The organism is Streptomyces sp. NPDC002886 (assembly GCF_042888445.1).
Lineage (GTDB): Bacteria > Actinomycetota > Actinomycetes > Streptomycetales > Streptomycetaceae > Streptomyces.
Genome location: NZ_JBIAPV010000002.1, coordinates 1,083,667 through 1,104,721, shown reverse-complemented (window position 1 = coordinate 1,104,721; position 21,055 = coordinate 1,083,667). Strand labels below are relative to the sequence as shown.

The window sequence follows — 21,055 nt, the reverse complement described above, 5'->3', positions numbered from 1 at the left end:
TTCGTGGTTGGTGCGGGGGTGGCTTGCCGGCTCAGTTGCCGAGCTTGGCCTTGAGGTTCTGCTTGACCTGGTTCTTGACGGTCTGCTTGTTGACCTTCTTCACGACTCCGCCGGTGCCGGTGCCGTCGCCGCCGACGGCGGTGGCGTCTCCGGTATTGATGGCGTCGGCGCTGGAGTCGCCGCCGGTGGCGTTTCCGGTGGTGATCGTGCACTTGCCCTTGCAGTTGCCGACGCCGCTGTTGGCGTTGCCGCCCTGCGAGGTCCCGCCGACGGTGGTGTTGCTGGCGGTGGCGTCGCCGCCGGTGCCGATGCCGTCGGCGCTGTCGTCCTGGAGGACGGTGACCGTGTGCTGCGGGGCGACCGAGGGGGCGGCCATCGCGGTGGCGGGGAGGGCTATGCCACCACCCAGGAGGGCGACGGAGGCGGAGGCGAGGACGATGCGGCGGGTCGACAGGATCTTGAACATGATGGTTCTCCATTCGGAAAAGCAAGAGAGGAAATGAGGGGCGATTTCCTGCCCTCTGTTCCTTCCGGCGTTTCCCGGTGAGGGCGTACTTCAAATAAACCCGATGGCGGGATCCGCGTCACGCCACTCGCATTCGGGGCTTGACGCAGATGGCCGATCTTGGTAATTCCCGTCGGTGGTCGGGAATGTCCGCGGCACGCGAAACGGCGCCCCCGGGAATCCCGGGGGCGCCGTTCTGTGGGTCGTGCGGGGGTGGCTTGCCGGCTCAGTTGCCGAGCTTGGCCTTGAGGTTCTGCTTGACCTGGTTCTTGACGGTCTGCTTGTTGACCTTCTTCACGACTCCGCCCTGGCCGGTGCCGTCGCCGCCGACCGCGGTGGCATCGCCGCTGTTGATGGCGTCGGCGCTGGAGTCGCCGCCCGTGGCGTTTCCGGTGGTGATCGTGCACTTGCCCTTGCAATTACCGACGCCGCTGTTGGCGTCGCCACCGCGGGATTCACCGCCGACGGTGGTGTTGTCGGCGCTGGCGTCGCCACCAGTGCCGATGCCGTCGGCGCTGTCGCCATGGAGGACGGAGACCGCGTGCTGCGGGGCGACCGAAGGGGCGGCCATCGCCGTGGCGGGGAGGGCGATGCCACCACCCAGGAGGGCGACGGAAGCGGAGGCGAGGACGATGCGACGGGGCGACAGGATCTTGAACATGGCCGTTCTCCATTCGGAAAGGAAAGGGGGCTCTGATTCCCGGAGTGTTTTCCGGGGAGGGCGTACTTCAAATAAACCCGATGGCGGGAATCGCGTCACGCCACTCGCATTCGGGGCTTGACGTGGAGGGTCGATCTTGATAATTGCGGTGCGTCGCACCCCGGGGGCCCGGAGTGGCGGGGTACGGCATCGGGGATGTGACAACACGCCGTGTGCGGACGCATCCGTACGGTGGCGGGATCCGCGCGATAGCGTCGCCCCGAACAAAACCCAGCGCGCGCACGCTTGGCCACAGTCGAATTACTCCGCACACGAATCCCGGAGAATTTCCGATGAACGAGCGTTCCTGGACCCGTCGCATCGTGCTGGCCACGGCTTCCGTGGCACTGGCCGGCGGCATCGCCCTGCCCGCGACCGCGATGGCCGCACCGGCGTCCCCGCACTACGGCGACAGCAGCATCAGCGCCCTGGTGGGCGGCGCTTCCCCCGGGGCCTGCGAAGGGTTCTGCCAGGGGAGCAACAACATCGCCGCGGGTGAAGGCGCCTCCGGCAGCTGTACGGGCCTGTGCCGCGACAGCACCAACACCGCCGTCGGTGACCGCGCCTCCGGCCTGTGCACGGGCCTGTGCGGCGACAGCACCACCACCGCGGTCGGGACGGGTGCGTTCAACGAGTGCACGGGCCTCTGCGGCACCAGCACCAACACCGCTGTGGGTGACGGCGCCTCCAACCGGTGCAACGGCCTCTGCTTCGACAGCGTCAACACGGCCGTGACCGCCGACGTGCTGAGCCGTAGCAGCCACACGGCGGCGAGCTCGACCGGAAGGTCCATGCGCGGCGGGGACGGTGGCGGGGGCGACCGCAGGGGTGGCGATGCCAGCGCCGTCAGCGGCTCCGCCACCGCCACCAACACCACCACCGGCGGCACGGCCGTCTCGGGCGACGCCACCTCCGGTGTGGGTACCTGTATCGGCAGGTGCACGATCACCACCGGGAACGCGACGAGCGGCAACGCGAGTGCCGACGCGCTCAACACCGGGAACGCGAGCGCGGTGAGCGGAGACGCGACCGCCACCGGCGGCAACGCCTGATACCGAGGGCGAACGCCCGACGGTTCGGAACGCACGACGGCGCCCCCGGGAATCCCGGGGGCGCCGTTCTGCTGGGTGGTGGATGGACCGGTGTGCCGGCTCAGTGGCCGAGCTTCGCCTTGAGGTCCTTCTTGACCTGGTTCTTGACGGTCTGCTTGTCGACCTTCTTCACGACTCCGCCTGTGCCGGTGCCGTCGCCGCCGACGGCGGTGGCGTCTCCGGTGTTGATGGCGTCGGCGCTGGAGTCGCCGCCACGGGCGTCGCCGGTGTCGATGGTGCACTTGCCCTTGCAGTTGCCGACGCCGCTGTTGGCGTCGCCACCGCGGGATTCACCGCCGACGGTGGTGTTGTCGGCGCTGGCGTCGCCGCCGGTGCCGATGCCGTCGGCGCTGTCGTCCTGGACGAGGGACACCGCGTGGTGCGGGGCGGTCGTGGGGGCGGCCATGGCGGTGGCGGGGAGGGCGATGCCACCACCCAGGAGGGCGACGGAGGCGGAGGCGAGGACGATGCGGCGGGTCGAGAGGATCTTGAACATGATGGTTCTCCATTCGAAAAGAAAGGGGGATTCGGGAATCTTCCGGGGAAAGGATCGGGGGTGGTGATTAGTTGCCGAGCTTGGCCTTCAGGTCCTTCTTGACCTGGTTCTTGACGGTCTGCTTGTTGACCTTCTTCACGACTCCGCCCTGACCGGTACCGTCCCCGCCGACCGCGGTGGCGTCTCCGGTGTTGATGGCGTCGGCGCTGGAGTCGCCGCCGGTGGCGTTTCCGGTGGTGATCGTGCACTTGCCCTTGCAGTTGCCGACGCCGCTGTTGGCGTTGCCGCCCTGCGAGGTGCCGCCGACGGTGGTGTTGTCGGCCGTGGCGTCGCCACCAGTGCCGATGCCGTCGGCGCTGTCGTCCTGGAGGACGGTGACCGTGTGCTGCGGGGCGACCGAAGGAGCGGCCATCGCCGTGGCGGGGAGGGCGATGCCACCACCCAGGAGGGCGACGGAGGCGGAGGCGAGGACGATGCGGCGGGTCGACAGGATCTTGAACATGATGGTTCTCCATTCGGAAAAGAAAGAGAGGGAATGAGGGGCGATTTCCTGCCCTCTATTCCTTCCGGTGTTTCCCGGTGAGGGCGTACTTCAAATAAACCCGATGGCGGGATCCGCGTCACGCCACTCGGATTCGGGGCTTGACGCGGAGAGCTGATGCGCGTAAAAGCGCGGTTCGAGTCGCCTCGGACACGCAGCGGAGCCCCGGGTCCGTCGTGCGGACCCGGGGCTCCGGTGTGCTCCTGCGTCGACCTCACGTCCTCGCGTCGTTGGGGACGGTCGTGTATCCCAAGGTCGCGTCGTCGATGTTCTCGGGCGGCCCGCAGGGGGCGGCTACGCACTGGTACTCCGGCTTGTCGGGAACATTGATGACGGGGCTCTCGGGAGAATGCTTGCCGGGGCGCTTGTGCTTTGCCTTGCCCCACTTGCCCGGGCTGTCCTCGGCGGGCTGGTCCGTGCGGATCCGGCCCTCGTCGGAGTCGGTGCGCAGCAGGAGGGTGGACTCGTTGCCGGTGTCGTCGGCCCTGACCGCGTGCGCACTCGCGGGGGTGGCGGCGAACGCGGCCGCCGGCGCGAGGACGCCGCCCGCGACGATGGCGGCCGAAGCGGCGAACAGGACGAGGCGCGGCTTCCTGGAAACGTGGTTCATGACTGTTCTCCTCTGGTGGGCGAGGCGGATGGGGTTCGTCCCAGTACGCCCCGCCGACCGTGCGGAGTCACGCCCCGAGATCTCGCGGCTTGACGGAGCGCGGATCCCCGGTTAGGTCCCCTTCGGGGCTAGAGCTCACCGAAGAGCAGGTTGCCGGGGGCGTCCTCCTCGGTGCCGGTGTAGTACTCCCGTACCGCACCGAGGAGCTCGTCCACGGACAGGAATCCGTCGTGGTCCGCGTCGATGCGGGTGAAGAGCGCGTCGGTGTCCTCGCGGTTCAGCTTGGTGTCGAAGGCGAGCTGGGCCGCGTGGAACTCCTCGGGGCTGATCCGCCCGTCGTCGTCCTTGTCGGCGACCAGGAGCATCGCGTGCGCCATCGGCCGGAACGACTTGTCGTAGGCCGCGCGGTCGTCCTGGAAGAGGCGGGTCATGCCCTGCCTGTACTCCTCCGGCGTGACCTTCCCGTCCCGGTCCATGTCCAGCTCGGTGAAGAGCTCCTGCCAGAAATCGACCAGCCCGCCCATCACCTGGGTCGCCTTGGGAGAGGTCGCCGGCTCGCCGAGGGCCGACAGCAGGCGGGAGCCGAGCCCGATGATGTCGTGCTCGTCGATCACCTGGTCATCGTTGACGTCCAGATGGGCGAAGGCGCGGTCCAGCTTGCGGTCGAGAAGGTCGTTCGTCATTTCAAGTGCCTTTCACGGCTACGGTACGGGGTTCCCCGTTCACGTAGCGTAATCTCCTGCGTGATCACGAACTCCCGTTATCCCGCTAGGAAGTTGTCGATGCACTCTTACGAGGTATGGGTCAACGGCGTCGAGGAGCCCGGCACCCGTTGGGTGTACTCGCCCCGGGTGGGGCAGCTGCTTCGCGAGCCCTTCGCGGTGCTCGGGCTCAAGGCCAGGCTGGAGCGCGGCGAGGACCTGCCGTACGACGACCGGCTGCTGGCCGGCCGCGTCGCCATGTCCACCCCCGAGCAGGGGCTGCGCGCCCTGACCGCCGCCCGCGCCGCCCAGCCGGGATGGGCGGGGATCCCGCTCGCGGACCGGCTGGAGCTGCTGTACGGAGTCCACCGGGCCGTGGCCGAGCGGCGCGAGGAGCTGACCGGGCTGCTGGTCGCCGAGGGCCACCCCGTACGGCTGGCCGCCTGGGAGCTGGACTCCGTGACCGCCTCCTTCCACCCGGACTCCGTCGCCGACTTCGCCGGGCGGCTGCGGGAGCCCGAGCGGACCGCGGCCGGACGCCGGACCCGCATGGTGCGCAAGCCCGACGGGGTGGTGTGCCTGAGCCCGCCGCGCAACGCCCCGACCTCCAACTCCTTCTACGGGGCGCTGGCGCTCGCCGCCGGCAACAGCCTGGTCGTCAACGCGCCGCCCACCGCCCCGCTGGGCGTCTCCTTCGTCTACCGGGAGATCGTGGCCCCGCTCCTGGAGCGGCTCGGCGCCCCGCCCGGCACCCTGAACGTGCTCTGCACGCACGCCCGCGCCGCGGTGCGCCAGTGGCTGGACAGCCCCGACTGCGACGACCTCGTCTTCTTCGGCGGCTCCGAGCAGGGCCTCAAGCTGGAGCGGGAGTGCGTGGCCGCGGGGAAGAAGCCCGTGCTCGAGCTGTCGGGCAACGACGGGGTGCTGGTGTGGCACGACGCCGAGGCCGATCTCGCCGCGCGGGCCCTGTGCGAGCGGTACTACGGCTCCGGGCAGATCTGCATGACCCCGAAGTTCGCCATCGTGCATCCGGAGGTCGCCGACCGGCTGCTCAAGGAGCTGATGGAGCAGGTGCGGGAGATCCGGCCCGGGCCGCCGGAGGACCCGCGCACCGTACTGAGCCCGGTGGTCAAGCGGGCGGAGTTCACCGAGTTCCTCGGTGAGGTGCTGGAGGCCGGCGGGGAGCTGCTGTGCGGCGGGGAGTTCGTCGACGTGGACGACGAGCCCTCGGCGGCGGGGCCGTTCATCCGCCCGGCGGTCGTCCGGGTGGACGGGCTGGACCGGGCCGCCCGGCTGCGCGCCTTCCGCGAGGAGACCTTCTTCCCGCTGCTCTGCGTGGTCGTGCCCGAGGCGCCGGTCCGGCTGGAGGAGGCCATCGGCTTCCTCAACGCCAACCGCTACGGCCTGCGCAACTCCCTGTGGAGCCGGGACGAGCGGGTCGTCGAGCGGTTCTGTGAGGAGGTGGTCAACGGCGGCATGCTCAAGGTCAACGACTCGCACATCGGCTGCCTGCCCCTGCTCCCGTACAACGGCGGCACGGGAGCGACGGGCGGGGTGTTCGGCGAGGCCAACATGCCCGCCGTGCGCACCACGCACCTCCAGTCGATCGCCGTCGCCACGCTGGTCCGGCCGCGGGAATCGGTCTTCGACCACGCGGCGGCGTGCGGGGAGGCCCCGACGGGTTCGGCGGGTTGCCTGGGCTGAGTTCTTGTCCCGAGCAACCATGCGGGGCGGCCCGGCGTCGTACGAACGTACGCACGTTGTACGTACGACGGATGGGAGACAGGGTGTTGAAGGCGCGCGACCCGCGGAACCCGCGGAGGCGATGGGCCGCCCGCGCCGGGGTGTTCACCGTGACGCTCTCGCTGGGAGCGGCCGGACTGCTGGCGGCGCAGCCCGCGTACGCGGCGTCCGGCGGGTGCGCCGGGAGCCTGGTGCGGACGCTGCCCTTCTCCACGGGGGAGGTGCGCGTCTACAAGACCCGCGACCGGGCCTGCGCCATGACGGTCGCCCGGACGCCCGGCCAGCGGCGGGAGATGTCGGTGAGCATCCAGCCGCGCGGCGGCTTCCCGGTGCGCGATGCGGGGCGATTCACCCGGTACGCCGGACCCGTCAGCGTCCACGCGATCAGCCGCTGCGTGTATGTAAAGGGGAGCGTGGGAGCCGGATCCGTCGATTCCGGCTGGATCCTTTGCTGATGGAGCGGCCCAACTAGGTCTGTTCAGCCGCGTGTTCCCCCAGCTAGGTTCACGGCGACCGATGTGAACTCATGGGGAGTGTGAATGCGCAAGAAGCTCGGATGGCTGCTGTCGCTCGCGGTGCTGATCGGCACCGTGGGTACGGCCGGCACCACGGCGCAAGCGGCCACCGCCGCGGAACCGTCCGCCGTCACGGATGCCACCGCCACGGATGCCAAGGCCGCCACGGAAGACATCAAGGACCGGATCCTCGCGATCCCCGGGATGAGCCTGATCGAGGAGAAGCCGTACCCCGGCTACCGCTTCTTCGTCCTGAACTACGAGCAGCCGGTCGACCACCGCGCTCCGTGGAAGGGCACCTTCAAGCAGCGCCTGACCCTGCTGCACAAGGACGTCACGCGGCCCACGGTGTTCTTCACCTCCGGCTACAACGTCAACACCAACCCGCGCCGCAGCGAGCCGACGACCATAGTCGACGGCAACCAGGTGTCGCTGGAGTACCGATTCTTCACCCCGTCCCGCCCCGATCCGGCGAACTGGTCGAACCTCGACATCTGGCAGGCGGCCAGTGACCAGCACCGGATCTTCACCGCCCTGAAGAAGGTCTACAAGAAGAACTGGCTGGCCACGGGCGGCAGTAAGGGCGGCATGACGGCCACCTACTTCGAGCGCTTCTACCCGCGCGACATGGACGGCGTCGTCGCGTACGTCGCCCCCAACGACGTGGTGAACAAGGAGGACTCGGCCTACGACCGGTTCTTCGCCAAGGTCGGCACCAAGGAGTGCCGCGACAAGCTGAACGCGGTGCAGCGCGAGGCGCTCGTGCGCCGCGAGCCGCTGGAGGCCAAGTACGCGGTCGCCGCCGCCGAGAACGGCTGGACCTTCACCACCGTCGGCAACCTCGACAAGGCCTACGAGGCCGTCGTGCTCGACTACGTGTGGGCCTTCTGGCAGTACAGCCTGCTCGCCGACTGCGCCACGATCCCGGCCGCCGCCACCGCGACCGACCAGGAGATCTGGGACACGATCGACGCGATCTCCGGCTTCTCGGCCTACGCCGACCAGGGCCTGGAGACGTACACCCCGTACTACTACCAGGCGGGCACCCAGCTCGGATCCCCCGACATCAAGCAGCCCCACCTGGGCAACCTGAGCCGCTACGGCTACCAGCCGCCGCGCAACTTCGTGCCCCGCGACATCCCGATGACCTTCCAGCCCGCGGCGATGCGGGACGTGGACACCTGGGTGAAGAACAACGCCCACCAGATGCTCTTCGTCTACGGGCAGAACGACCCGTGGGGTGCCGAACCGTTCCACCTCGGCTACGGGGCCCGCGACAGCTACGTGATGATCGCTCCGGGCGCCAACCACGGGGCCAACGTCTCCAAGCTCATGGAGGCCGAGAAGGCGCTGGCCACCGAGAAGATCCTGAAGTGGGCCGGAGTGGCCCCGGCCACCGCGCCCACCGGTGCGGCGAAGGCGGCGCCGCTGGCGAAGCCCGACGCGCAGCTCGACCAGCGCGACATCGAGCGCGAGCCGATGCTGCGCCCGTAACGGCTCGGCGGTGGGCCGCGGGAGGGATGCGGGGGCTTACCCGTACGCCAGCCCGTGGCCCAGCGGGTAGCGGCCCGGCACCGGGACCGGCAGGCGGCCGGCCGGCCGCACGGTCCCGGTGAGCACCCGGGCCGCCGCCCGCAGCTCCACGTCCGTCCAGGTGTACGTGGCCAGCTCGGCCGCGCAGGCCGGCAGACGGGCCGGGTCGTAGGGGTTGCGGGTCGCCACCAGGATCACTGGCACGCCGGTGGCCAGCAGTTCGGTGACCAGCTCCCGCTGCGGGCTCGCGCCCTCGGGGACGTTGTACGTGCACACGAGCACGGCCGCGTTGCCCGGGGCGGCCGCCACCGCGCGGGCGGGCGGCAGGGCCGTGGCCCGGCAGCCCAGCGCGGACAGCTCCCGGGCCAGTACCGCGGTGGGGGGTCCCGTCGTACCCGTGGGGGAGACGGGGTCGGTCCCGGTGACCAGGAGCCGCGGCCGGTCCGCCGGATCCAGCGGCAGCAGCCCCACCGGATTGGCCAGCAGGGTCGTCGTACGGTCCGCGATCTCCCCGGCGGCCGCCAGATGGGCGGGGGTGCCGACGGTGGCGTCCACCGCGTCCATCACCCGCGCGGCGTCCTGCGCCGCGTCCCGGGCCGGCGCGTCGAACAGACCCCGTCGGGCCTTCAGTTCCAGGATGCGCAGCACCGACTCCTCGATCCGGGCCCGGGTCAGCTCCCCCGACTCCAGGGCCGCCAGCACGCTGCGGACGGCCAGCCCCAGGTCCGGCGGGTTCAGCAGCTGGTCGCAGCCGGCCTTCAGGGCCAGCACCGGCACCCGGTCGTCCCCGTACTTCTGGCGGACCCCGGCCATGTCGAGGGCGTCGGTGACCACCACCCCGCGGAACCCCAGGCGTTCGCGCAGGATCCCGGTGACGATGGGCCGCGAGAGGGTCGCCGGATCCCCCGAGGGGTCGAGCGCGGGGAACACGATGTGCGCCGTCATCACCACGTCCACGCCCGCCTCCACGGCCGCCCGGAACGGCGGCTCGTCCAGCTCCTCCCACTGGGCCCGGGTGTGCTTCATCAGCGGCAGCCCGACGTGGCTGTCGGTGCCGGTGTCCCCGTGCCCCGGGAAGTGCTTCGCCGTGGCGGCCACTCCGGCGCCCTGGTAGCCGCGGACCTGCGCGGAGACCAGGGCCGCCACGGCGTGCGGGTCGGCGCCGAAGGACCGTACGCCGATGACCGGGTTGGCGGGATCGACGTTCACGTCGGCGACCGGGGCGTAGTTGTGCCGGATGCCCATGGCGGCCAGCTCGGCGCCCGCGACGCGCGCGGCCCGGCGGGCCTCCGCGGTGGAACCGCCGCTGCCCAGGGCCAGGGCGGCCAGTGCCATGGCGCCCGGGAGCAGGGTCGCGGGCCGGCCCACGCGGGCGACGGCGCCGTGCTCCTGGTCGATGGAGAGCAGCAGCGGGACGCCCTCGCCCGAGCCCGCCGCCGCCCGCTGGAGCCCGGCCGACAGCTCGGCGATCTGGCGCGGGGAGCGGGTGTTGTGCGCCCAGCCGAAGTAGACGATTCCGCCGAGGTGGTAGCGGGCGACCAGCTCGGCGGGGGTCCGCACCCCGAACGCCTGCTGGTTGAGGGCGGCGTCCTCGGGGTCGGGCTCGGTCGCCGAGTGCCCGTACGCCCGCGATACGAAGAGCTGCCCGACCAGTTCGGCCGGGCTCATCCGCGCCATCGCCTCGCGCGGCGCGGCCCCCGACGTGTGACGGGCGGGGGAGCGCCCCGGCGCGCGGTCGCCCGGCCGGGAGTCGTCGGGGGCCGGGCCGCCGGGGCCGCGGGCGGGGCCCACCGCGGCGGAGGCGGCCCCCGCGGCGGTGACGGCGGCCACGGCGGCCACGGTGAGCAGGGTCCGGCGGGAGGCGTGGTTCGGCACGCGCCGGACCCTACTGCGGTACGGGGTCTCCGGAGCGGGGGACACTCGCGGAGTCCCCCGGACGGGGGGCGACCAGCGGCCAGTGCTCGCGCAGGGTCCGTACGGCCTCGGTGATCGCCGGCCGGCGGGCCGCCCCGGTCCGCCACAGGGCGTACAACCGGCGTACGGGGCCCGGATCCAGCGGTACGGCCACCGCGCCGGGCGGCAGCGTCCCGGTGCCCAGCCGCGGTACGACGGCCACCCCGAGCCCGGCGGCGACCAGCGAGACGATGGTGTGGTTCTCCTCGGCGACGTGCGTGATGTCGGGCTCGAACCCGGCCGTGCGCAGGGTCCGCACCAGCCAGTCGTGGCAGACCCGGCCGGGCGGCTGGCACACCCAGCGCTGCCCGCCCAGATCCGAGCGGTGGATCACCTCGCGCGAGGTGAAGGGGTGCCCGGCGGGCACCACCAGGTCGCAGCGGTCGTCCCCGATCACCGCCTGCTCCACGCCCTCGGGGGCGGGCAGCGGGGCGATGTCCCAGTCGTGGGTCACGGCCAGGTCGGTGACCCCGCGCGAGACGAGGTCCATCGACAGGTGCGGGTTGATCTCGGTGAGCCGTACTTCCAGGGCCGGGTGACGGTGGGCCAGGTCCGCGAGGACCCCGGGGAGCAGGCCGCGGGCGGCCGAGGCGAAGGCGGCGACGCGCAGCCGGCCCACCGGCTGGCCGCGGGACTCCTCCAGCGCGGTCTCCGCCCGCTCCGAGATGTCCATCAGCTGCTGGGCCGTGGCGGCCAGCAGTTTGGCCTCCTCGGTGAGGGCCACCCCGCGGCCGTGGCGTTCGAGCAGGGTGGTGCGGGTCTCCCGCTCCAGCTTGGCGATCTGCTGGGAGACGGCGGAGGGGGTGTACCCGAGGGCGGCCGCGGCGGCGCCGACCGAGCCGTGGACGGAGACGGCGTGCAGGGCGCGGAGCCGGGAGAGGTCGAGCATGCCAGGCAGCTTAGGGCGCGGGCCGGGCAGTTGGACGGAGGTTGGATGAAGCAACGCTACATCCGACCCTGAAGACATCCGCGCTGGTGCTAAATGGTTGATGAGCGGATGCTCGGAGCATGCGACCCATTCACATCGCCCTGGCGGTCCTCGTGGCCGCGGTCTGGGGTTTCAACTTCGTCGTCATCGAGTTCGGGCTCGGATCCTTCCCGCCACTGCTGCTGTCCGCCCTGCGCTTCCTGGTCGCGGCCCTGCCGGCGGTGTTCTTCGTCGGGCGCCCCAAGGTGGCCTGGAAGTGGATCGTCGCGGTCGGCGTGATCCTCGGCATCGCGAAGTTCGGGCTGCTGTTCACCGGGATGGCCAACGGGATGCCGGCCGGGCTGTCCTCGCTGGTGCTCCAGGCGCAGGCGGTGTTCACCGCCGTGTTCGCGGCCGTCGTGCTCAAGGAGCGGCCGGGCCGGCTGCGGATCGCGGGCATGACCGTGGCCTTCGCGGGCATCGCCGTGGCCGCCGTGGACGAGGGCGCCTCCGGGCCGGTGCTGGGCTTCACGATGGTGATCGCGGCCGCCGCGTGCTGGGGCGTGTCCAACGTGCTGACCCGCAAGGCCTCCCCGCCCGACGCGCTGAACTTCATGGTGTGGGTGAGCGTGGTGCCGGTGCTGCCGCTGGCGGGACTGTCGCTGCTGATCGAGGGCCCCGAGCGGGACCTGGCGGCGCTGCGCGGGCTCGACTGGAGCGGGGTCGGGGTCATCGTGTACCTCGCCTGGATCACCACGGTGTTCGGCTTCGGTGCGTGGGGGTTCCTGCTGCGCACCTACCCCGCCTCCTCGGTGGCGCCCTTCTCGCTGCTGGTCCCGGTCTTCGGGATGAGCTCGGCGGCGCTGGTGCTCGGCGAGGACGTGAGCGGGCTGCGCTGGGTGGCGGCCGTCCTGCTGGTCGGCGGGGTGGCGGTGACCTCCCTGGTCCCCTCGAAGCCCCGGGCCGCGACGCCGCGGCCGGCGGAGGGGCCGGAGCCCGCGGTGGTGGCCTCACTGGAGGTTCCGCTTCCGGCGGCGGGCGGCCGCTAGGCCAGCCCGCTCCGGCTCCCGGCGGGTCAGACGCCGTTGAAGGGCTCCTTCGCCAGCAGGTATCCGGCGTGGAGCCGGTTGCGGGCACCGATGCTCTTCATGATGTTCGCAATGTGGCGTTGACAATTGCGCAATGAAATACCGACCACGTGGGCTATTCTGTTGTCCGATTCGCCCTGAATGAGTAGCGAAACGATGGTCTGCTGAATGTCGGAGGTTATCGCGGCGCGCGCCGATTGATCGTTTTCCGAGGTGAATTTCTCGGCCGCGCTCCAGGCCCGCTCGAAGGCCTCCGATAGGAATGAGACAAGGTGGCTATTTCTCGATACCGCCGCCCCGTGCGATCCGTCCGCGAGCGGGATGATCGCCACTTCCTTGTCGAAGATGATGCAGCGGGGAAAACCGCCGGCGAGCGTGCACACTTCCGCCCCGAGCGGTGTCACCCGCCCCACGAAGGACGCCGTGGCCGGGCTGAACCGGGCCGTGTGCTGGTAGAGGGTCCGCATGCGCACCCCCCGCCCCAGCAGGCGTTCGGTCCGCTCCAGGCTCTCGGCGAGGACCTCTTCGTCCCGGGCGCCGCCGGGCTGGGAGGTGAGCACCTCGGTGCGGCTGCCGTCCGCGAGTCCGGCGATGAGTTTGCGCACGTCGCCCAGGCCCGGCACGACCTCCAGTGAGGTGTCGTCCTGGATATCGGCCGTCTTGACCGTCAACTCATCCAACTCTCCGCGTAGTTGGTCGAGGAAGGACTGGGTCTCGTTCAGGCTGTGCTGCGCCGGGTGGAGGACCTTGATGCGCGCGTGCTCCACGGGGTACGGGGTGTAGACGCCCGTCGCGGGACACACGCTCAGCAGCCCCAGATCGTCGAGCGCGTCCGCCGCCTCCTGCACCTCGGCGGCGCTCATGTCCAGGGCCAGGGCCGCTGTTTCGCGCGTTGTACCCGGTGTTCGGGTGACGAACCGGTAGAGACGGTCCCCGGCGTGGGTGAGCCGGGGCACTGTAAAAGGATGGACTTGTCTGATTGAGTTCAATTCATCCCCCTGTCATGTTTTCGCCAGCGGCAACATGATCCCAGAAAGGGATGGCTCCGGATGTGGCCGAACGGACAGGATGATGCCGAAGCTGATCCGGACCGCAAGACATCTTGAGGGGCAGGCAAGCATGCCACGTATAGCGAGTTTCCTCATCGCCATTGCGGCAACTTTCGCCGTGACCGGCTTCCTCGCCCCGACGACGAGTGGTGCGGCGAACATCGCCGCCGCCACTGGTCCGGGTCAGGTAGTCAACGATCTCGGCTGGGGATGAGATGCCTCGTAGTAAGTCGTACAACACGTACTCCAACCTGCAGCGCCCTGAGTTCCGCAAGCGCGTCGACGAGCTCCTGCTGAAGTTCGAGCGGGACTTCTACGAGCGCAGCGCGGGCGCCGACGGGATGCTCGACAAGGAGAAGTTCGACCTCGAGCTGTACAAGCGGCACAACGTCGAGACGATGATCCGGATCGGCCTCAAGCGTGCCGTCGACCCGCTCATCGCCAACTACTGGGCCACCCGGGACCCGCAGCTCTGCAAGGAGTGGGGCCTGTACGGCGCGGAAGAGGGCCGCCACGACCGCATGTTCGCCGGCGACCTGCACAAGGTCGGCATGACGGACGAGGAGATCTACGCGATCCGTCCGACCTTCGCCACCGAGCTGCTCAACGGCTACTTCTACTACACGATGGCCACGGAGGGTCCGCTGGCCGCGATGATCAGCGGGTTCTACCTGGAGTACATCGCGGGCAAGACCCAGCCCGACTGGCTCGACATCATGGAGCAGCACGTCGGCGCCGACAAGACCAAGGGCGCCCGCGCGCACCTGGCCCTCGACGACGACGACGACCACGTCGACATGGTCTGGAACCTGATCATGCGCATCATCAAGGACGAGGCCGACGAGGAGCGCTTCGTCGAGCACCTCATCAAGATCAACTCGCTGTTCGTGTCCTACTTCGTCGAGGTCTACGCGGCCACCGTGCTCGGTGCCGGCGCGGACGCCTCGCTGCTGACCCAGGCCGCACCGGCCGCCGCCGTACAGACCAACCTGCAGACGAAGGCCACCGCTTCGGTCTGACCGACCGGCCCACACCTGCCGGCGACGCGCTGAAGGGCCGAAGTTCCGAAGGGCCGAAGCTCCAGGGCCGAAGCTCTGAAGGGCCGTAGCTCTGAAGGGCCGTAGGGCCGACACCCCCGCAGTCCGGCGATCCCGGGCATTGCGTTCCAGATGTGCCGCGCCGCCCCCACGGGGGCAGCGCCGCGATGTCCGGGGTCCGGCTGCTCCACCGTCTACTCACCAAGGAAGACGATGCACTATTCATGGCCGCGCGAACTGTCCGAACAGGACATGCGCGAAATGATCGAGCTGATGGACGCCGTGGCGGTCAAGGAGATGACCCTCGGCTTCTACGAACCGGTGGGCCTGGAGAAGGGCCTGCCCCTGATGCGGGCCTTCGAGGCCGACCTGCGGAAGGGCGCCGTCGACCTGCTCCACGTGCGCAACGACGAAGGCCGCATCGTCGGCATGGTGACGCTCGCCCGGGCCCCGCTGCCCGCCCGGCGCCACATCGTCGAGATGCGCCGCTGCGTCGTGGCCCCCGACTACCGCGGGCAGTTCCTGCTCGAAGGCTGGGCCGAGGCCCTGCGCAAGGTCGGCGAGATGGGCTGCGACGTCATCACCCTCGAAGTCCGCGACGACGGCCCCTCGGTGCTCTGGCAGCGACTGGGCTTCCGCGAGTACGGCCGGCTGCCCGACTACGCCCGCGCCGACGGCCGTCCCGTCACCGGCTTCTACATGCACGCCCGACTCGCCGACATCACGGACCACTTCGAGGCCACCGGCACCTGGCTGCACGAGCTGGAATCCGACCGCGTCGCGGTGGCGAGCTGACCTCCGTACCGGCAGGCCGTACGCACGCCGGGTCGGACACACACCGCGCCTGACGCACATCGCGCCCGACGCCGTACGCGCACACCCGTAAGTCCCCCCTCCCAAGCACCCGCACCCGCACCCCTCCCCACCGCCGCGCCGCCCGCCCGCCGGGGCCGCGCAGGCCCCGCACCGAGCACGCCGTACACCGCCCCGGGCCGATCCGCCCGTGCGACACGGCCCCTCGCGGCCGACCGGCCGGTGCGCAGCTCCCTCACCTCACCCACCGCCCGCCGGGGCGCACGCCGACGTGCGCCGGACGGGCTCCGGAACCACACCACTCCACCGAAGGGCACAGCCATGTCCAAGATCGCCGTCCTGACCAACGACCTCCAGTACGAACTGGTCGAGAAGAACCCGGAGCGCGTCGCCGCCGTCGAGGCCGCGACCCCGCACTTCACCGGCTTCCTCGACGAGATGCGCAGCCGCGGCCACCACATCTTCCACCTGCAGCTCGTCAACGACCCGGACGACCCGAACGCCGAGCGCTACGACGGCTACCTCCCGGTCCAGCGCGGCACCCACGGCGCCGACATCATCGAGGCCTTCCTGGCCCCCGAGGACGTCGTCATGGAGAAGAGCAAGGACTCCGGCTTCTACGAGACCGACCTGCACGACCGCCTCCAGGCCCTCGGCGTGGACACCGTGCTGATCACCGGCATGCAGACGCAGATATGCGTCCAGACCACCGCCGCCGACGCCTTCTTCCGCGGCTACAACATCTGGGTCCCCTCCGACTGCGTCGTCTCGGCCCGCCTCGACGACAAGCAGCGCGCCCTGGACTGGCTGGAGGGCTACTGCGCCACGGTGACCGACTCCACCGAGGTCATCAAGGTCCTCGACGCCGAGGGCGGCCTGCCCCGCAAGAACATCAAGACCCCGTGACCACGCCCCTCCCCACACCTCCCCGTTCCAGAAAGGAACAGGCATGACCACGAGCGTGGACCCCACCGAATTCATCGTCCTCGACCACGGCACCGGCGCGAAGCTCAGCCAGGACCTGGTCCAGCTGATCGCGGCGACCCTCGGCGACGTGTACGTCGGCATCATGGAGGACAGCGCGGTCCTCAAGATCGAGGGCGACCGCATCGCGATGACCACCGACTCCTTCGTGATCGACCCGCCGTTCTTCGGCAACGGGGACATCGGGAAGATCGCGGTCTGCGGCACCGTCAACGACCTGGCCGTGGCCGGCGCCCGGCCCAAGTACCTCACCCTCGGCATGATCCTGGAGACCGGGCTCCCCATCCCCAAGCTGGTCCAGGTCCTGGAGTCGATCCGCGACACCGCCCGCGAGGCCGGCGTACAGATCGTCGGCGGGGACACCAAGGTGGTCCGCAAGGGCGAGGCCGACCAGATCTACCTGAACACCGCGGGCGTCGGGGTCTTCGAGCGCGAGCCGCTCACCATGACCGACGTGCGCCCCGGCGACAAGGTGATCCTCAGCGGCCCCATCGGCAACCACACGGTGCACCTGCTCTCCATCCGCGAGGGCCTCGGCTTCGAGCAGCGCGTGGACAGCGACTGCGCCCCGCTCAACGGCCTGGTCGACACCGTCCTGTCGAACGTCGAGGCCGGTGCCGTCCGCTCGATGCGCGACGTCACCCGCGGCGGCCTGACCGCCGTGCTCCACGAGTACGCCCACAAGCTCGGCCGCACCATCCGCGTCGCCCAGGACGACCTGCCCATCCAGCACGAGACGGCGATGGCCGCCGACATGCTCGGCATCAACCCGCTGCACTGCGCCAACGAGGGCTGCCTCGCGGTCTTCGTGGCCCCGGAGGCGGAGGCCGACGTACTGGCCGCCCTGCGCTCGCTGCCCTACGGCAAGCACGCGGTCACCATCGGCGAGATCTCCGAGGACACCGAGGGCCTGGTGCTGCTGCGCGACAAGGACGGCCGCGAGACCCAGCTGGAGGAACTCCTCGGCGCCGAACTCCCCCGGCTCTGCTGAGAACGGGACCGAGGAGACCGCCATGAGCAGCACCGAGCAGCAGACCGTCACGGAGCGGCCCGAGGGGACGGTCGGCACCGTCAGCGCCCACAGCGCCGTCAGCGCCCACAGCGCCTTCGACGAGTGGCGCATCCGCGTCACCGGCGTGGTCCAGGGCGTCGGCTACCGGCCGTTCGTCTACAAGCTGGCCCGTGAACTCGGCCTCTCCGGCTGGGTTCGCAATGACCCCGAAGGCGTGCTGGTGGAGGCGTCCGGACCGGTCGCCGCCCTGGAGGAGTTCGCGGCGGGCCTCAGCGGCCGCGCCCCGGAGCTCGCCCGGGTGGACGAGGTCCGGCCGACCCGGGGACTGGCCACGGGCACCGTGCCCGCCGGCCCGTTCACCATCGTGCACAGCGAGCACACCGGAGCCCGGTCCGCGCTGCTCCCGGCGGACACCCACGTATGCGGCGACTGCCAGGCGGAACTTCGCGATCCGAAGGACCGCCGGCACCGCTACCCCTTCATCAACTGCACCAACTGCGGGCCCCGGTACTCCATCATCCAGGACCTGCCGTACGACCGGCCGATGACCACCATGGCCGCCTTCACCATGTGCCCGGACTGCAAGGCCGAGTACGAGGACCCGATGGACCGGCGCTACCACGCGCAGCCCAACGCGTGCCCGGACTGCGGCCCCCGGCTGCTGCTCCGGGACCGCGAGGGGGGCACGGCCGAAGGGGACGAGGCCCTCCTGCGGGCCGCCCGGGTGCTGGCCGACGGCGGGATCGCCGCCATGAAGAGCGTCGGCGGCTTCCACCTCGTGGTGGACGCGACGAACGCGGAGGCCGTGGCCCTGCTGCGCGGCCGCAAGCGCCGCGACTCCAAGCCGTTCGCGGTGATGGTCCGCGATCTCACCACGGCGCAGGAGCTGGTGGAGCTCTCCGAGGCGGAGATCGACGTCCTGCGCTCGCCGGCCCGGCCCATCCTGCTGGCCCGCAAGCGCCCGGGCTCCCTCCCGGAGTCCGTGGCCCCGCGCAACCCCAACCTGGGGATCATGCTGCCCTCGGCACCCCACCACCACCTGCTGCTGGACGAGCCCGGCCTGGAAGCGCTCGTCGCCACCAGCGGCAACATCTCCGGCTACCCCATCGCCTACCGCAACGAAGAGGCCCTGGAGCAGCTCTTCGAGATCGCGGACGTGATCCTCTACCACGACCGCGACATCGAGATCCGCGTCGACGACTCGGTGGTCCGCCTCTCCGACCACCCCGAACTCGACGAGCCGCTGCTCCAGTTCATCCGCCGGGCCCGCGGTTACGCCCCCTACCCCGTGGACGTCGGCCGCGAGGTGGCCCCCGTGGTCGCCCTCGGCGCCGAACTGAAGACGACCGTCGCCCTCACCAACGGCTCCCAGGTCTTCCTCAGCCAGCACATCGGCGACCTCAAGAACGACGAGACCTTCGCCGCGCACCACCGCACCGCCCGGCACCTGGCGCAGCTGTACGCGCTCAAGCCGGAGGCCACCGCGCACGACATGCACCCGCAGTTCCGCTCCACCCGGGCGGCCCTGGACGACGACGGCACCGGGCCGGCGCTGCCCACCGTGGAAGTCCAGCACCACCACGCCCACATGGCCTCCTGCATGGCGGAGAACCACGTGCGCGGCACCACCCTCGGCGTGATCTTCGACGGCTTCGGCTACGGCGAGGACGGCACGGTGTGGGGAGGGGAGTTCCTCCTCGGGGACTACGCCGCCTTCCGCCGGGTCGGCCGGATGCGCGGGCTGCCGCTGATCGGCGGGGACCAGGCGGTGCGCGAACCCATCCGCACCGGGTACGCACTCGCCCTGGACGCCTTCGACGGGGACCCGGACCGGGCCCTCGCGGGCTTCCCCGCCCTCGCCGCCCTCGACGCGCAGCGCCGCCAGGTCTTCGCGACGATGGCGGCCCGCGGGATCAACTCCCCACCCACCTCCAGCATGGGCCGGCTCTTCGACGGGGCCGCCGCCCTCGCAGGGGTCTGCGCCAGGGCCGAGTACGAGGCCCAGGGCCCGATCGAGCTGGAGGGGCTGCTCGACCGCGACGCCGCCCGCGAGCCGCAGGCCTCGTACCGCTTCGGGGCCTACGCGGCGGACGGACTGACCGAGGTGGACCCGCGGCCCGTGATCCGGGCCATGGCCGCCGACATCGCCGCCGGACTGCCCGTGGAGCGGATCAGCCGCCGGTTCCACACGGCCGTCGTCGACATGGTCCGCGAGCGCTGCGCGGCCCTGCGGGAGGAGACCGGGGTCAACCAGGTCGCCCTCTCCGGAGGCGTGTTCCTCAACGAGTTCCTGCTGCTCAACTGTCTGACCGGGCTGACCGCCGACGGTTTCGACACCTATGTCCACCGGCTCGTTCCGACCAATGACGGGGGAATCGCCCTCGGTCAGGTCATGGTCGCCGACGCCCGCTCACACCTGCGGAATCGAAGAGGAGCGACGACGTGACCACCCTCACGCCGGACGAGATGTACACCTTCGTCGAGGCGCGCGAATCGGGCGCCCGGACCTACGCCAACGCCTTCGGCAAGCTCCTCGCCGAGGGGCACGGGGCGCGCGTCCGCGACGGGCACGGCCGGGAGTACCTGGACTGCCTCGCCGCGGCGGGCACCCTCGCCCTGGGGCACAACCACCCGGACGTCCTGGCCGCGGTGGGGGAGTACCTCGCCTCCGGCCAGGTCCAGCAGGCACTGGACCTGACCACGCCGGCCAAGTACGAGTACCTCCGGGCGCTCTACGCGCGGTTGCCGGGCACCATGGCGGACACCTTCAAGACCCAGTTCTGCGGACCGGCGGGCACCGACGCCACCGAGGCCGCCATCAAGCTCTTCAAGATCGCCACCGGCCGCCGGACGGTGATCTCCTTCCACGGGGCGTACCACGGGATGACGGCGGGCGCCCTCGCCCTCACCGGCAACCTGGGCGCCAAGGAGTCCGTGCCCTCCCTCATGCCGGACGTCCACCACCTCCCCTATCCCTACGACTACCGCTGCCCCTTCGGCATCGGCGGCGAGGCGGGCGTCCGGGCCGGCCTGACCTACATCGAGCGGCTGCTCACCGACCCGGAGAGCGGCATCACCAAGCCGGCCGCGGTCTTCGTCGAAGCGGTCCAGGGCGAGGGCGGGGTGATCCCGGCGCCGGCCGCCTGGCTGCGCGGGCTGCGGGAGATCACCGCCCGGCTGGACATCCCGCTGGTCCTGGACGAGATCCAGGCCGGCTTCGGACGCACCGGCACCATGTGGGCCTTCGAGGAGTCCGGGATCGAGCCGGACGCCGTCCTCGTGTCCAAGGCGGCCGGCGGCGGCTTCCCGCTGTCGCTGCTGCTCTACCACGGCAAGTACGACGCCTGGACGCCCGGAGCCCACGCGGGCACCTTCCGCGGCAACCAGATCGCCCTGGTCGCGGGACTCGCCGCCATGCGGGTCACCGAGGCCGAGGGACTGATCGAAAAGGCCGCGGCCAAGGGCAGGCTGATCGGCTCCCTGCTGGGCCGGCTGGCCGCCGGTCACCCCGAGATCGGCCAGGTCCGCGGCCGGGGGCTGATGTGGGGCATCGAGATCGTCGACCCCGCCGGCCGGGCCGACGCCCTCGGTTCGCTGCCCGCCGACGGGGCCCGGGCCAAGCGCGTCAAGCGCGCCTGCCTGGACCACGGGCTGCTGCTGGAGAGCGGCGGCCGGCACGGCGCCGTGCTCCGGCTGCTCCCGCCACTGGTGATCACCGACGAGGAGATCCACGAGATGGCGGCGGCGCTGGAGAAAGCTCTGATCGACTGCGTCTGA

The 21,055-nt window shown here is 70.9% G+C and carries 21 protein-coding genes; 12 read left to right on the top strand and 9 right to left on the bottom strand.

Annotated features, from left to right (window positions below; genetic code table 11):
* Positions 1–31 precede the first annotated feature (31 nt).
* Positions 32–466, bottom strand: coding sequence for a hypothetical protein (locus ACFYYB_RS11195; RefSeq protein WP_389434673.1), 435 nt, complete (start codon positions 464–466; stop codon positions 32–34).
* 265 nt (positions 467–731) lie between these two features.
* Positions 732–1,166 (bottom strand): hypothetical protein, encoded by a 435-nt coding sequence (locus ACFYYB_RS11190; RefSeq protein WP_389434671.1) that lies wholly within the window; start codon positions 1,164–1,166, stop codon positions 732–734.
* Positions 1,167–1,498: 332 nt separating this feature from the next.
* Between ACFYYB_RS11190 and ACFYYB_RS11185 the strand changes: the two genes are divergently transcribed.
* Entirely contained in the window at positions 1,499–2,257 is a 759-nt protein-coding gene (locus tag ACFYYB_RS11185) for a hypothetical protein (RefSeq protein WP_389434670.1), read from the top strand.
* Between the two features lie 100 nt (positions 2,258–2,357).
* Here the strand turns inward: ACFYYB_RS11185 and ACFYYB_RS11180 are convergent, their stop codons facing one another.
* The 4 genes from ACFYYB_RS11180 to ACFYYB_RS11165 form a co-directional block, all read right to left on the bottom strand.
* Positions 2,358–2,792, bottom strand: coding sequence for a hypothetical protein (locus ACFYYB_RS11180; RefSeq protein ID WP_389434668.1), 435 nt, complete (start codon positions 2,790–2,792; stop codon positions 2,358–2,360).
* 67 nt (positions 2,793–2,859) lie between these two features.
* On the bottom strand, positions 2,860–3,294 hold the full coding sequence (locus ACFYYB_RS11175; RefSeq protein WP_389434666.1) for a hypothetical protein: 435 nt from the start codon (positions 3,292–3,294) through the stop codon (positions 2,860–2,862).
* Between the two features lie 253 nt (positions 3,295–3,547).
* Positions 3,548–3,943, bottom strand: coding sequence for a hypothetical protein (locus tag ACFYYB_RS11170; protein WP_389434665.1), 396 nt, complete (start codon positions 3,941–3,943; stop codon positions 3,548–3,550).
* A gap of 128 nt (positions 3,944–4,071) precedes the next feature.
* A complete protein-coding gene (locus ACFYYB_RS11165) occupies positions 4,072–4,626 on the bottom strand; it encodes an EF-hand domain-containing protein (RefSeq protein WP_389434663.1) in 555 nt (184 codons plus the stop codon).
* Positions 4,627–4,725: 99 nt separating this feature from the next.
* On the opposite strand from ACFYYB_RS11165, the gene ACFYYB_RS11160 reads away from it, so the two are divergent.
* The 3 genes from ACFYYB_RS11160 to ACFYYB_RS11150 all read left to right on the top strand — a co-directional run bounded on the left by ACFYYB_RS11160 (position 4,726) and on the right by ACFYYB_RS11150 (position 8,396).
* A complete protein-coding gene (locus ACFYYB_RS11160; RefSeq protein ID WP_389434662.1) occupies positions 4,726–6,348 on the top strand; it encodes an aldehyde dehydrogenase family protein in 1,623 nt (540 codons plus the stop codon).
* 149 nt (positions 6,349–6,497) lie between these two features.
* On the top strand, positions 6,498–6,842 hold the full coding sequence (locus ACFYYB_RS11155) for a hypothetical protein (RefSeq protein WP_389434661.1): 345 nt from the start codon (positions 6,498–6,500) through the stop codon (positions 6,840–6,842).
* 84 nt (positions 6,843–6,926) lie between these two features.
* Positions 6,927–8,396, top strand: a complete 1,470-nt coding sequence (locus tag ACFYYB_RS11150) for a S28 family serine protease (RefSeq protein ID WP_389434659.1) — start codon at positions 6,927–6,929, stop codon at positions 8,394–8,396.
* Positions 8,397–8,432: 36 nt separating this feature from the next.
* Here ACFYYB_RS11150 and ACFYYB_RS11145 read toward each other — a convergent pair whose 3' ends face one another.
* Both ACFYYB_RS11145 and ACFYYB_RS11140 read right to left on the bottom strand, forming a co-directional pair.
* Complete coding sequence (locus ACFYYB_RS11145) at positions 8,433–10,310, bottom strand: glycoside hydrolase family 3 protein (protein ID WP_389434657.1); 1,878 nt, start codon at positions 10,308–10,310, stop codon at positions 8,433–8,435.
* 10 nt (positions 10,311–10,320) lie between these two features.
* A complete protein-coding gene (locus ACFYYB_RS11140) occupies positions 10,321–11,277 on the bottom strand; it encodes a LysR family transcriptional regulator (protein ID WP_389434655.1) in 957 nt (318 codons plus the stop codon).
* Between the two features lie 119 nt (positions 11,278–11,396).
* Between ACFYYB_RS11140 and ACFYYB_RS11135 the strand changes: the two genes are divergently transcribed.
* Positions 11,397–12,344, top strand: coding sequence for an EamA family transporter (locus ACFYYB_RS11135; RefSeq protein ID WP_389434653.1), 948 nt, complete (start codon positions 11,397–11,399; stop codon positions 12,342–12,344).
* Between the two features lie 26 nt (positions 12,345–12,370).
* On the opposite strand, the gene ACFYYB_RS11130 is transcribed toward ACFYYB_RS11135, so the two are convergent.
* Positions 12,371–13,339: a LuxR C-terminal-related transcriptional regulator gene (locus ACFYYB_RS11130; RefSeq protein WP_389434652.1), complete on the bottom strand. Its 969-nt coding sequence runs from the start codon at positions 13,337–13,339 to the stop codon at positions 12,371–12,373.
* Positions 13,340–13,454: 115 nt separating this feature from the next.
* Here ACFYYB_RS11130 and ACFYYB_RS11125 point away from each other — a divergent pair, with 115 nt between their 5' ends.
* The 7 genes from ACFYYB_RS11125 (at position 13,455) to ACFYYB_RS11095 (ending at position 21,055) form a co-directional block, all read left to right on the top strand.
* On the top strand, positions 13,455–13,646 hold the full coding sequence (locus tag ACFYYB_RS11125; protein ID WP_389434651.1) for a hypothetical protein: 192 nt from the start codon (positions 13,455–13,457) through the stop codon (positions 13,644–13,646).
* A 1-nt stretch (position 13,647) separates the two neighbouring features.
* Positions 13,648–14,451 (top strand): hypothetical protein, encoded by an 804-nt coding sequence (locus ACFYYB_RS11120; RefSeq protein ID WP_250739588.1) that lies wholly within the window; start codon positions 13,648–13,650, stop codon positions 14,449–14,451.
* Positions 14,452–14,682: 231 nt separating this feature from the next.
* Positions 14,683–15,264: a GNAT family N-acetyltransferase gene (locus ACFYYB_RS11115; protein WP_389434650.1), complete on the top strand. Its 582-nt coding sequence runs from the start codon at positions 14,683–14,685 to the stop codon at positions 15,262–15,264.
* Between the two features lie 339 nt (positions 15,265–15,603).
* Complete coding sequence (locus ACFYYB_RS11110) at positions 15,604–16,188, top strand: cysteine hydrolase family protein (RefSeq protein ID WP_389434648.1); 585 nt, start codon at positions 15,604–15,606, stop codon at positions 16,186–16,188.
* 43 nt (positions 16,189–16,231) lie between these two features.
* Positions 16,232–17,257, top strand: coding sequence for a hydrogenase expression/formation protein HypE (gene hypE / locus ACFYYB_RS11105; protein WP_389434647.1), 1,026 nt, complete (start codon positions 16,232–16,234; stop codon positions 17,255–17,257).
* Between the two features lie 22 nt (positions 17,258–17,279).
* Positions 17,280–19,724, top strand: coding sequence for a carbamoyltransferase HypF (gene hypF / locus ACFYYB_RS11100; protein WP_389434646.1), 2,445 nt, complete (start codon positions 17,280–17,282; stop codon positions 19,722–19,724).
* Positions 19,721–21,055 carry a diaminobutyrate--2-oxoglutarate transaminase family protein gene (locus tag ACFYYB_RS11095; protein ID WP_389434645.1) on the top strand — a complete coding sequence of 445 codons (1,335 nt, stop codon included), beginning with the start codon at positions 19,721–19,723 and terminating at the stop codon, positions 21,053–21,055. The genes hypF and ACFYYB_RS11095 overlap by 4 nt, the downstream gene beginning before the upstream one ends.